This window comes from Baaleninema sp., assembly GCF_049974805.1.
Taxonomy (GTDB): domain Bacteria; phylum Cyanobacteriota; class Cyanobacteriia; order Cyanobacteriales; family Geitlerinemataceae; genus Baaleninema.
In genome coordinates, this window is sequence record NZ_JBNGCO010000044.1 from 23,476 (window position 1) to 35,167 (window position 11,692).

9 protein-coding genes are annotated in these 11,692 nt (G+C 53.5%); 7 read left to right on the forward strand and 2 right to left on the reverse strand.

What is annotated here, in order from left to right:
• Positions 1 to 187: 187 nt before the first annotated feature.
• Complete coding sequence (locus ACP5D4_RS10510) at positions 188 to 1,477, reverse strand: M16 family metallopeptidase (RefSeq protein ID WP_428011579.1); 1,290 nt, start codon at positions 1,475 to 1,477, stop codon at positions 188 to 190.
• Between the two features lie 193 nt (positions 1,478 to 1,670).
• Between ACP5D4_RS10510 and crtD the strand changes: the two genes are divergently transcribed.
• From crtD to ACP5D4_RS10530, 4 genes are all read left to right on the forward strand, one after another.
• Positions 1,671 to 3,176: a C-3',4' desaturase CrtD gene (gene crtD / locus ACP5D4_RS10515; protein ID WP_428011580.1), complete on the forward strand. Its 1,506-nt coding sequence runs from the start codon at positions 1,671 to 1,673 to the stop codon at positions 3,174 to 3,176.
• A 38-nt stretch (positions 3,177 to 3,214) separates the two neighbouring features.
• Entirely contained in the window at positions 3,215 to 4,549 is a 1,335-nt protein-coding gene (locus ACP5D4_RS10520) for a TrkH family potassium uptake protein (RefSeq protein WP_428011581.1), read from the forward strand.
• A 205-nt stretch (positions 4,550 to 4,754) separates the two neighbouring features.
• On the forward strand, positions 4,755 to 5,450 hold the full coding sequence (locus ACP5D4_RS10525; RefSeq protein ID WP_428011582.1) for a potassium channel family protein: 696 nt from the start codon (positions 4,755 to 4,757) through the stop codon (positions 5,448 to 5,450).
• A gap of 189 nt (positions 5,451 to 5,639) precedes the next feature.
• Positions 5,640 to 6,074: a DUF2267 domain-containing protein gene (locus ACP5D4_RS10530; protein ID WP_428011583.1), complete on the forward strand. Its 435-nt coding sequence runs from the start codon at positions 5,640 to 5,642 to the stop codon at positions 6,072 to 6,074.
• A 454-nt stretch (positions 6,075 to 6,528) separates the two neighbouring features.
• Here the strand turns inward: ACP5D4_RS10530 and ACP5D4_RS10535 are convergent, their stop codons facing one another.
• The gene (locus ACP5D4_RS10535; RefSeq protein WP_428011584.1) at positions 6,529 to 7,656 is read right to left on the reverse strand and encodes a tRNA (guanine-N1)-methyltransferase; all 1,128 of its coding nucleotides are present in this window, start codon (positions 7,654 to 7,656) and stop codon (positions 6,529 to 6,531) included.
• A gap of 157 nt (positions 7,657 to 7,813) precedes the next feature.
• Here ACP5D4_RS10535 and chlG point away from each other — a divergent pair, with 157 nt between their 5' ends.
• From chlG to ACP5D4_RS10550, 3 genes are all read left to right on the forward strand, one after another.
• Positions 7,814 to 8,830 carry a chlorophyll synthase ChlG gene (gene chlG, locus ACP5D4_RS10540; RefSeq protein ID WP_428011585.1) on the forward strand — a complete coding sequence of 339 codons (1,017 nt, stop codon included), beginning with the start codon at positions 7,814 to 7,816 and terminating at the stop codon, positions 8,828 to 8,830.
• A gap of 9 nt (positions 8,831 to 8,839) precedes the next feature.
• Positions 8,840 to 11,104, forward strand: coding sequence for a PBP1A family penicillin-binding protein (locus tag ACP5D4_RS10545; RefSeq protein ID WP_428011586.1), 2,265 nt, complete (start codon positions 8,840 to 8,842; stop codon positions 11,102 to 11,104).
• Between the two features lie 185 nt (positions 11,105 to 11,289).
• On the forward strand, positions 11,290 to 11,692 hold a 403-nt coding region (locus ACP5D4_RS10550; RefSeq protein ID WP_428011587.1), incomplete at its 3' end, for an RNA-guided endonuclease InsQ/TnpB family protein.

Sequence of the window (11,692 nt, forward strand, 5' to 3'; positions counted from 1 at the left end):
TCGCTCCAACGCGCCACCCGAACTGACATTAAACATCGGTCGGTTTATCTGAGATTTTAACACAGACAAAAAATCCCGAACTTCTCGCTAAACTTCAGATCCCCGGCATCTCTCAAGATGCCGGGGATCTTATGGATTAAACTCGGGAAAAGCTTGGGAAATTGTGGAATTTAAACGATTTTAGAAACTATTCAGGACGAGCGATAACGACGCCGTAAGCTTTGGGGGAAAGATAGCGTTGGGCGGCCTGTTGTAAATCTTTGGGCGTTAAGCGGCGAACGGTTTCGGGATAGCCGATCGCCGGGTCTAAATCGCCGATTAACGCTTGAAAATAGCCGTATAAATTGGCGCGATCGCTCGGACGTTCGTTCCCAAAAACAAAGCGGTTCGCCACTTGCGTCTGAATGCGATCGATCTCCGAATCCAACACCGGTTCAGCGTGTAACTCTTCAATATGACGCACGATCGCCGCTTCCACTTCCTCAACATTCTCCGGGGGAAGTTGCGCCGACACCTGAAACACCCCTTGCATTCGATAACTGAGGTTTCCCGCGCCGATTCGCGTCACTAACCCCCGTTCTTCCCGTAAATCCCGAATCAGACGGGCGGTGCGTCCTTGACCTAAAATCGTGGCTAAGACATCGAGGGCGTGGGTTTCCGCTAACTGGTTCAACCCCGGAACCCGCCAGAGAAGACACAACCGCGCCTGTTGCAAACTGCTATCGACGTACTCTCGCCGCGTCACCTCTGTAAAGGGCGATTCCGGAGGCGCATCGTTGACGGTTCCCACTCCCGCGTCGTCGTGGCGGGAAATTTGGAAAAATCCCTCAGCTACGGTGTCGATGAGCTGTTCGACTGGGAGGTTTCCCACTGCTACCGCCGTCATCGATCGCGGATGGTACCAGGTATTGTGAAACTCGCGCATTTGTTCGGCGGCGAGGGATTCGATAACCGCTTCCGAACCCAAGACGGGGCGACGATAGGGGAGTTCCTCGAACGCCAACGAACTCGTCTGTTGAAACAGACGGCGACGGGGACTATCTCCAGCGCGGCGGATTTCTTCTAAAACCACGTGACGCTCGCGATCGAAGGCATCGTCCGCAATTTGAGGATTCATCACCACGTCCATCTGTAGCGGCGCCAGATGGCTGAAATCCTGGGGCGCACTGGTGATGTAAAAGTGGGTGTAATCCTGGCTGGTGGCGGCGTTCGTCACTGCACCCCGTTCCTCGATGCGACGCTCGAACTCGCCCATTTGCAGGCGATCGCTTCCTTTGAAAATCATATGTTCGAGGAAGTGCGCCGTTCCCGAGATCTCGTCGGGTTCCACCGCCGCCCCCACGTTCAACCACAAGCTGAGATTGACGGCTTCCACGGGAACCTGTTCGGCGATGACTGTCAAACCGCCGGGAAACGATCGAATGGTTGGAGCGTTGAGGGGGGCGGTAGATGGAGGACTGAGGAGGGTAGAAGTCATGCGCGATTGGTGTTGGGGACTGAAGAGAAAAATTTTGGTTACCGATCGATCCGATAAATTGAAATGCCAATAAATTGAGATTTCAACTTTGAGTCCGATAACTTTGAGATCGATCGAGTAAAACTCCTACTCTTATCCTAGGCTACAATAACTGTTAAGAAATGTAAATTAAATAAGAATTCCTTAAAAATCGATGACAAATTCTCCCGTAGTCGTCATCGGGGCGGGTATCGGCGGACTGACGGCGGCCGCCCTTCTAGCCAAACGAGGCTATCCCGTTTCCGTCTTCGATTTGGCGATCGTTCCCGGCGGTTGCGCCTCCACCTTCAAGCGGCGGGGCTTCACCTTCGACGTGGGGGCGACGCAAGTGGCGGGACTCGAACCCGGCGGAATCCACCACCGCATCTTTAAGGAACTGGACATCGACCTTCCCGAAGCCACCCCCTGCGATCCCGCTTGTGCGGTGTACCTTCCCGGCGAAACGGAACCCGTGAACCTCTGGCGCGATCGCGATCGCTGGCGAGAAGAACGACAGCGACAGTTTCCCGGTAGCGAATCCTTCTGGCGACTCATGGAAAACCTGTTTCGCTGGAGTTGGGCGTTTCAATCCCGCGATCCCGTCCTTCCGCCGCGTAACCTCTGGGATTTCACCCAACTGGTTGGCGCCGTTCGTCCCGATACCCTGCTGACGCTTCCTTTTACCTTTTTGACCGTTGGCGACGCCTTACGCGGGTTGGGACTCGAGGACGATGTGCGCCTGCGGACCTTTCTCGACCTCCAACTCAAACTGTACTCCCAGGTGGACGCCGAAGAGACAGCTTTACTGTACGCCGCCACCGCTCTCGGCGTTTCCCAGACGCCGCAAGGACTGTATCACCTCAAACCCAGTATGCAGGCGTTGAGCGATCGACTCGTCGAAGCCTTGAAAAAATACGGCGGTTCCCTACAAATGCGCCATACCGTCGAATCGATCGCCACCCAAAACAACCGCGTAACCGGGGTGCGCGTCCGCAACGCCAAAACCGGAGAAGTGCGCCAGGAACCCGCCGCGATCGTCATCGGAAACGTCACCGTCCAAAACCTCGTCAACCTCCTCGACAATCCCCCCTCAATGGAGGGATATCGCCATCGCGTCGAAAAACTTCCCCCCGCTTCCGGCGCCTTCGTCGTCTATCTCGGCGTCAACGCCGAGGCGATTCCTCCCAACTGTCCGCCGCACCTACAATTTTTTTACGACGCCAAAGGTCCCATCGCCGAAAACAACTCCCTTTTCGTCTCCGTCAGTCGTCCCGGCGACGGACGGGCCCCCGAGGGACGCGCCACCATTATCGCTTCGTCCTTTACCGATACGCGCAAGTGGTGGAACTGCAACGATTACGACGGGCTCAAACAAAAATATACGAACCAGGCGATCGATCGTCTCGGACAGTATTTCAACCTTTCTCCCGATACCCTAATTCACGTCGAAGCCGCCACACCGCGCACCTTCGCCCGATTTACCGGACGAGAAGCGGGCGTTGTCGGCGGAATCGGACAGCGAATTTCCACCTTCGGACCGTTTGGCTTCGCCAACCGCACCCCCGTCCGCCATCTCTGGCTTGTAGGAGACAGCACCCATCCCGGGGAAGGCACCGCAGGCGTCAGCTATTCGGCGTTAACCGTCGTGCGACAGATCGAAGCACAGCAAGGACACCTGTAGGATATTGAGATACACCGTCGATTTAACCGAACTTTTCTATGACTGTTGCGCGAACCATTTGCCTCGGCTTTCTCGGGGTAATTACCATCGGAACGCTGTTATTAATGCTTCCGATTTCCGTCGCTGATGGCACTTGGAACAATTTCGTAACGGCGTTGTTTACCGCCACTTCCGCCACCTGCGTCACGGGTTTAATTGTCGTCGATACGGGAAGCTATTACTCGTTTTGGGGGCAGTTGGTGATTTTGCTGTTGATTCAGGTGGGGGGCTTGGGATACATGACCGCCACCACCTTTTTATTGTTGTTGCTGGGGCGAAAATTCCGCGTTCGCTACAAAGTGGCTTTGCAAGAATCTCTCGATTCAGCGGGGTTGTCCAGCGTGTCCCAACTGATTCAATCGATTGTTGGTATGACGGTAGTTATCGAACTGACGGGCGTGTTCTGTTTGTTGGCGACGTTTGTACCGGAGTTTGGTTTTCGTGAGGCAATTTGGCAGTCAATTTTTCACAGTATTAGTGCGTTTAATAATGCAGGATTTAGTTTGTTTTCAGATAGTTTGATGGGGTATGTTGCTTCCCCTTGGATAAATTTCTCGATTCCCGTATTAATTATCTTGGGTGGAATTGGCTATCAAACGATTATGGAATTCTTTTTTTGGTCGATAAACTTTTTTTCTAAAAACCAAAAACGGTTTCATTATTCCCTTCACGTCAAAACGGTTGCCAGCACGACGTTATTTTTATTGATTACCGGAATGCTGGGATTTTTTGCGACTGAGCTTTATAATTCTCAGACGCTTCAAGGGTTAGACTTTGGCGAGAAAGTCATTGCGGCTTGGTTTCAGTCGGTGACAACGCGAACCGCCGGGTTTAATAGTATTGATATCGGGCAAATGACGACGGCGGGATTGTTTTTGACGATTGCGTTAATGTTTATTGGTGCGAGTCCGGGGAGTACGGGAGGCGGAATTAAAACGACGACGTTTCGGGTGTTGGCGAACTGTACGCAATCGGTGTTGCAAGGACGAGAAGATGTGGTTCTCTATCAGCGTACAGTTCCGGTAGAGTTGATTTTAAAAGCGATTGCGGTAGTCGTGGGTTCGATAACGACGGTGGTTTTGGCGACGATGATTTTAGCTTTTTCGGAGCGCGAGTTGGAGTTCGTTCAATTGGTGTTTGAGGTGGTGTCTGCTTTTGCGACGGTGGGGCTGTCGATGGGGGTGACGGCAAAACTTTCGATGTTGGGAAAGTTGGTGATTACGGCAATTATGTATATCGGACGGGTGGGAATTTTGATTTTGATGGCGGCGATTCTGGGAGACCCGAAACCGAGTTCGATCGATTATCCCGATGAGGATTTATTGGTGGGATAAATTGAGGAAATTCCAAGATTTTTTAAAGGAATAAATAATTTTTTTGGATGATTATGGAGTTAGGAGCCTTGCCAGATTCCCGGTATCTCCAAGATGGCGGGTATCTAAGAACAAACTTTGCCTAAAGGTTTACGATCGAGAGTCGGTCTTGTATTCTCAAGATTTGCTTTAATTGAATTCTAGGATGTGACTGAGGATGTTGAGTGTGAATTTATCATCGTTCAATTTCTTGAAAAACTGGCAACCGGAAAACGAACAGTTTGCGGTAGTGGGGTTGGGACGGTTCGGACGAGCGGTGTGCGCGACGTTACACGGCTTGCGATACGAAGTGTTGGCGGTCGATCGCGATGAAAAGTTAGTCAACCAGGCGTTAACCGATCGCATCGCCGATCATGTCGTCTGTTTGGACACCACGGAACCCTCGGCGTTGAAAGAAGCGGGACTGTTCGAGTTCGATATCGTCATCGTCGCCATTGGAAACTATCTTGCTGAAAGCATTATTACGACGTTGAACCTCAAAGAAGGCGGCGTCAAACATATCGTCGCTAAAGCCTCTTCCGAGGTTCACGTGAAGCTGTTGAAGAAAGTCGGGGCCGATCGCGTGGTGTTTCCCGAACGAGAGATGGGGTGCGAACTGGCGCGATCGCTGACTCGTCCTCGCATTCTCGATCAGTTCGAACTCGATCCCGACCACAGCATCGTTGAAATTGCCGTTCCCGAGAAGTTCGAGGGCAAAACCCTCGCCGAGTTGGATTTGCGGAAGTCTTACGGTATCAGCGTTTTAGCTGTTGGACAAGAAGACAACCTGCAAATTAACCCCGCTCCCACCGCCAGCTTGAAGAAAGGCTTGGTGATGGTGGTCATCGGTTCCAACCGCGATCTCGATCGACTCCCCTTGTAGCGGGTTCCCATCTCCCGAAAGCAATATCTCTCGGGATAGATGACAGTTGCGGTGAGGCGATGACACAATGGGAGTCAACAAATTGAAAGCAAAGTCTATATTTGTCAAGTCTTTGCAATAATTGTTTACAGTGTGTTACGGTAAGACCGGAAGACACACTTCCGCAGCTCAACCCCTGGAGGTTCGCCTATGACCGCCGCAACGCCCGCTCCGTTTTCTCAAGCCGTGAGCGATCGCGCTCAACTCGGAGACGTTTACGACGCCAGAGACTTAGCCGAAGTCGTGTTCCGCTCCATGCGCGACTTAATGACGACAGACGCCGCCAAGGGCGTCGCGGAAGATTTGAGCAGTTCGCAAAACGCCGACGCGGAAATGGTGGACTTGTGGAAAGACACCAACCCAGTCACCTCCGGGTTGAGCCGCGTTCGTCGCCCTCTGGAGTACGACGGCGAAACCTTCCTGTTCCGGGTGGCGCAAGAAGGCGGACTTCCCAAAGATAAAGATGTGAAAACCGTCGTCAACGCCGTTTTCGCCGCACTGAAAGCCCGTTTGTCTGACAGCAGCATCGCCGCAATTACCGAAGTCATGCCCGGTGAAGTCAAACAAATGTGGAAATCCGCGTAGAACGCGAAACTCTGCCTGAAATTCCTCATTAAATTCCTCTAAAACTGGCTCTCAACACAGCAAAGCCACCCCGGTATTTTGGCAATACCGGGGTTTTTTTTGAGGTCGATCGACTCGCCGATCGAAGATCCTCGCCGAATCTCCAAAATTTTCTGTGTCTTCTGTGTCTCTGTAGTGAAGTCCTAACCGCCCTGGCTCCAAGCATCGAGTCGATCGCTCCAATCCTCTAACACCACATGCGCCGCCTGAATCCCGCTGGCCGCCGTCCATACGAGCATAACTCGGGAGTTTGATAGCCCCGTCGCTTTAGCGCGGGGTCAGTAACTCCTGACACTTAATTTCGATATTAAAATTTGGACAGAACCCGTCAACAAAAAAAGGAACGAGATACTCTTCTGCCTGGTGGAGTTTTCTGGGCTGTTAGCCAAATCGTATCAGATCGATCGATAAAGGTTCACGTCTCAGGCGTTCCGACTGAAGATCGATCGCTCACCAGAAGAGAAACGCAGGTTTCAAGATTCGCCTCGGTTTTAATCGCCTGAGACTCTAAATGTGTCCGTCCGGTTCGATAGCCGCACTGTCGCAACCGCTGAATTAACTCGTCTCGCGGGGGAAGGTCGCCGTTCGATCGCTTCCCAAGAATTCCTAGCTTATAAAAATACGGCGGTAACTCCGCTTCTTCTTCCATAATTTCCAACAGCTTCACTCGCTTCCTCCATCCCCAAGACTCGGCGATCGATCGCATCCGTTTTAAATAGGCTATATCGTGCAAGGGTCCCAACCACATCGGGCCGCTGACGACCCAAGGCGTTCCATCCTGGGGACAAGGGGAAACGCGCCCGAAATCGTTCCAAGATAAGGTGCGATATTCGCCGCAACTGTGACAGTAGCCCAAAAATCCGTAATTCTGCGAGTTGAGACGCTGGCGTTTCAGCAGGCGCAACATCACCCGATATACGGAACCCGAAAACAGCGAAAACACGGGTTCTACGCCCAAGCCTTTCGTCGCCGCTTGCTGCTGAGTGGCACCGATAATCAGCCGTAACGCCTGTTCGTGGGCGCTGGGGTGGGCGCGGGTTCCGGCGGCGTATACCCGTAAACTTTGGTCTCCGGCGTGGCCGGTGGCGGTGCGTCCGTCGGTGCTGGTAAGGTACAGTAATCCCCCCAGGCGCGTCGCCCAAAGGCTGGTGTTGAGAAAGGGGACGGGAGAACCGAAACTGTCTACATCCACTAAGTCGTAATAGTCGCGGTTGGTGTAACAGTGGAAAAAGACGCGGTTGGCGTCGTTGTGGGTGAGTTTAATTTGTTGGGCGTCGAACAGCGGTTTGAGGTTGTGGCGCAACACCGCTTCCATGTCCGGGTTTCCTTCGTTGGCCCAAATCCAATCGGCGCCCGCTTCTAAGGAGTAGCGCAGCGATCGCACTCCGCATCCGGCCATGCTATCGAGAACTCGCAACGACCCGCGATCGATCCTTTCCAACCGCGCCGCCAAAACCGCTAAATCTCGCCCCACTTGACTCGTTTGGCGGTAAAAGGCTTCGCCGATCTCGAATTGGGCTTTTCCTTCTCGATGTGGGTTCAAGGGAAACGTTTAAGTAAAACACAATCTTTTACTATAACATATATTTTTAAATAACACAAAAATAAAATAGATTTGTTTAAACTCGAGGGTCGATCGCCTGCATAATGGATTGAAACTCTCAAACCACACGCAAAGTTCACGATCGCAAACAGTTCGTATGTCTAACCCACCCACGCCACAGTCACCGACCGAAAACGCGCCCGAGAACGCGCCCCAACCGGAAGCACGAGGCGCAAAAGCCCGTCAGCTTTTGGGGATGAAAGGCGCAGAAGCCGGAGAACAGAACATCTGGAAAATTCGCCTGCAACTGATGAAGCCCATCACCTGGATTCCCCTCATTTGGGGGGTTGTCTGCGGTGCGGCCTCCTCGGGATCGTACACTTGGACCCTTGAAAACGTTCTCATGGCGGCGGCTTGTATGCTGCTGTCCGGGCCGTTGATGACGGGCTACACCCAAACCCTCAACGACTTCTACGATCGCGAAATCGACGCCATCAACGAACCCTATCGCCCCATTCCCTCCGGTGCGATTTCCGTTCCCCAGGTGGTGACGCAAATCCTGGTGTTACTCATCGCCGGATTCGCCCTGGCTTACGGCCTCGATGTTTGGGCGCAAAACGAGTTTCCCACCATTACCACCGTCGCCGTCGTCGGGGCGTTTTTAGCCTATATCTACTCCGCGCCGCCGCTGAAACTCAAACAAAACGGTTGGTTGGGGAACTACGCCCTCGGTGCCAGCTACATCACCTTACCCTGGTGTGCGGGTCACGCCCTGTTTGGGGAACTCAACATCACTATCGTCGTGTTGACCATGTTCTACAGCTTAGCGGGATTGGGCATCGCCATCGTCAACGACTTTAAAAGCGTCGAAGGCGATCGCCAACTGGGGCTGAAATCCCTGCCTGTGATGTTCGGAATCATGCCCGCCGCCTGGATTTGCGTCCTGTCGATCGACATTTTCCAAACCGGAATCGCGGCGTATCTCGTCAGCATTCACCAAAACCTCTACGCCGTCCTGTTAATGTTGCTGGTGATTCCTCAAATTACATTCCAAGATATGTATTTCATGCGGAATCCCCTCGAAAACGATGTCAAATACCAAGCCAGCGCCCAACCCTTCCTCGTGTTGGGAATGTTGGTGACGGGACTCGCCATCGGACAGGCTGCCATCTGACGTAAGCCAATGTTCGATAAAACCTTCTCCTCTCCGCCCCCGCCCTCGTCTCGTTCCCAAATCAGATGGTGGATATTTGGCGCGATCGCACTGAGTCTCGTGGGGGTGGCGGGGGGAACGGTATATTGGGGACTGCGAAAACTCGAGGCGATCGATCGCAGTCTCCAAGGACTCGATCCCAACACTGTCGCCACCTTCGCCCGTCGCGGGACGATGACGATTCTCGCCGCCGACGGGTCGATTTTGCAGCAAACCGGCCCCGTCACCCACGACGAACTGCAACTCGAAGACGCGCCAAAACGGTTAATTCAAGCGATTCTGGCCGCCGAAGACCGACGATTTTACGAACACGACGGCATCGATTATAAAGCGATCGCCCGCGCCGCCCGAGCCAACTTACGGGCGCGAAACTGGGTCGAAGGGGGCAGTACCATCACCCAACAACTGGCGCGGATGGTCTTTCTCACCCAAGATATTACGCTCGATCGCAAACTCCGAGAAGCGCGACTGGCGCAGCGCATCGAAGAACGCTTTACCAAAGCCGAAATTCTTGAAAAATACCTCAACCTCGTCTATCTCGGGGCGGGGGCTTACGGCGTCGCCGATGCCGCTTGGGTGTATTTCGCCAAATCCGTCAAGGAACTGACCCTTTCCGAAATTGCCCTAATTGCCGGACTTCCCGCCGCCCCCAGCGACTTTTCGCCCCTCAACTCCCCTCAACTGGCGAAACAGCGACGGGACGAAGTATTAGCAGACATGGCAGAAGCCGGATACATCAGCGCAGCCGAGGCGCGGGCAGCCATGCGAGAACCTCTGGTTCTCGATTCCCGTCTGCCGAAGCGGTTGCAGATGCGGATGCCCTATTTTACGACCTTCGTGCGGCAGGAACTCCCCAAATACCTGAGCGACGAACAAATCGAAAAAGGGGGGTTAATCGTCGAAACCACCCTCGATCCCCAATGGCAGGAACTCGCCCAAACCGTGGTTCGAGATGCGGTGGCGACGAAAGGGGCGATGGAGGGGTTTAGCGAAGCGGCGTTAGCGGCGATCGATTCTCGCAACGGCGAAATTAAAGCCTTAATCGGCGGAACGGATTTTCAAGTCAGCCAGTTTAACCGCGCCTCCCAAGCCTTGCGACAACCGGGTTCGACCTTTAAAGGCATTATTTACAGCGCAGCGATCGCGGCAGGATTTTCCCCTTACGATATTTACGAAGATACGCCGTTCCTCATCGAGGGCTACCAACCGAGAAACTTCGGCGGCGGCTATTCCGGGGCGATGCCTTTACACGACGCCTTGGCGCAGTCAGTCAACGTGATTGCTGTCAAAGTCTTGGCAGACGTGGGATTCGAACCGACGCTGAAAGTGGCCAAAGCGATGGGCATCGAATCAGAATTAGGAGAAGTCTATCCCTTGGCGTTAGGGGCGTTTGAGGTGACGTTGCTGGAAATGACCAACGCCTACGGAACCCTTGCCAACAAGGGCAAACACTATCCGGCGACGGGAATTCGCCGCATTGTCAATACCGAAGACGAAGTGTTGTACGACGCCGAAACCCAAGCCCAACCCAACCAAGCCGTCGATCCCGACAGTGCGGCCATCGTTACTTGGATGTTACAGCAAGTGGTGAGTGGGGGAACCGGAAGACCGGCCAAATTGAGCGATCGCCCCGTAGCGGGAAAAACCGGAACCTCCGACGAGGCGCGAGATTTGTGGTTTATCGGCTATATCCCTCAGTTAGCGGTGGGGGTGTGGCTGGGGAACGACGACAACGCCCCCACCTTTGGCAGTAGCGGCACCGCCGCCGCCGTCTGGCACGATTTTATGTCGCAAATCGCCCCCGAGTTTCCTGTGGAAGACTTTCCCGAATTGCCCAACTTGCAAACGCGGGAAATCAGCTTAGAAGCCAAACCCGACGAGAGAAATGCAGAAGGGAACGCCACCGGAAATCGCAATTCACAACCGCAATCCCCAGACGGGGGCGGTTGGTTGAATCCAGGGACACCACAGCAAACCTGGGACGAAGTTCCCGTAAAAACCCCCGATCCCGCTCGCCAATACGGAACGCCGGAATATTTCGAGCGTCATTACGATTTATCCGAACCGGATTTCGACGAACCCGTTAAACCCGAACCGTTTCCAGAGACGACGCCGGCGCCGACAATTCCCCCCGAAAAACTGATTTCTCCCTCAGAGTCGGCATCGGAGTCGGCATCGCCCTCGGAAACGGGAAACGGGGACGCGATCGCCCCTCAGCGCGATCCCAACCGTTAAAGGGACGCGCAAAACTTGATAAAATAAGCGAGTTTAACTGATAGGGGCTCGGGGGGCTATAAGTCCCGCGCTCTACCTGAAAGGTGAGCGTCGGGATACATGGACACCCCTTGAGAAGTCGATTCCCCTCGATGGGGATGAGACAAGCATTTACCAGTTTGTATAGCTTGTGGTAGACTACAACTATGCTGACAATGAACTACACCTACCGGATCTATCCAGATGCCGCGCAGCAGGCTCAACTGCTGGAGTGGCTTGAGACGTGCAGAGGCGTGTATAACTACGCTTTGCGCGAACTCAAAGACTGGATTGCTTCGCGTAAGTGTCCGGTAGACCGATGCTCGTTGGAGAAGGAATACATCATTCCCGCCGATGAGCCGTTTCCGTCTTATCACCGTCAGCAAAACAACCTGCCCAAAGCTAAGAAGCAATTCCCACATTTGGGTAAGGTCCATTCCCAGGTGTTGCAAACTACGATTCGTAGACTGCACGATACCTGGAAGGCTTTTCAGAAACGGGGATACGGGTTCCCGCGCTTTAAAAAGTTCGGTCAATTCAAGTCCTTTGTGTTTCCCCAGCTCAAGTCCT

Coding starts and splice junctions, on each gene's coding strand:
- ACP5D4_RS10520 (WP_428011581.1), top strand. CDS start 3,215: ATGACTGTTGCGCGAACCATTTGCCTCGGCTTTCTCGGGGTAATTACC.
- ACP5D4_RS10530 (WP_428011583.1), top strand. CDS start 5,640: ATGACCGCCGCAACGCCCGCTCCGTTTTCTCAAGCCGTGAGCGATCGC.
- ACP5D4_RS10510 (WP_428011579.1), bottom strand. CDS start 1,477: ATGACTTCTACCCTCCTCAGTCCTCCATCTACCGCCCCCCTCAACGCT.
- ACP5D4_RS10545 (WP_428011586.1), top strand. CDS start 8,840: ATGTTCGATAAAACCTTCTCCTCTCCGCCCCCGCCCTCGTCTCGTTCC.
- chlG (WP_428011585.1), top strand. CDS start 7,814: ATGTCTAACCCACCCACGCCACAGTCACCGACCGAAAACGCGCCCGAG.
- crtD (WP_428011580.1), top strand. CDS start 1,671: ATGACAAATTCTCCCGTAGTCGTCATCGGGGCGGGTATCGGCGGACTG.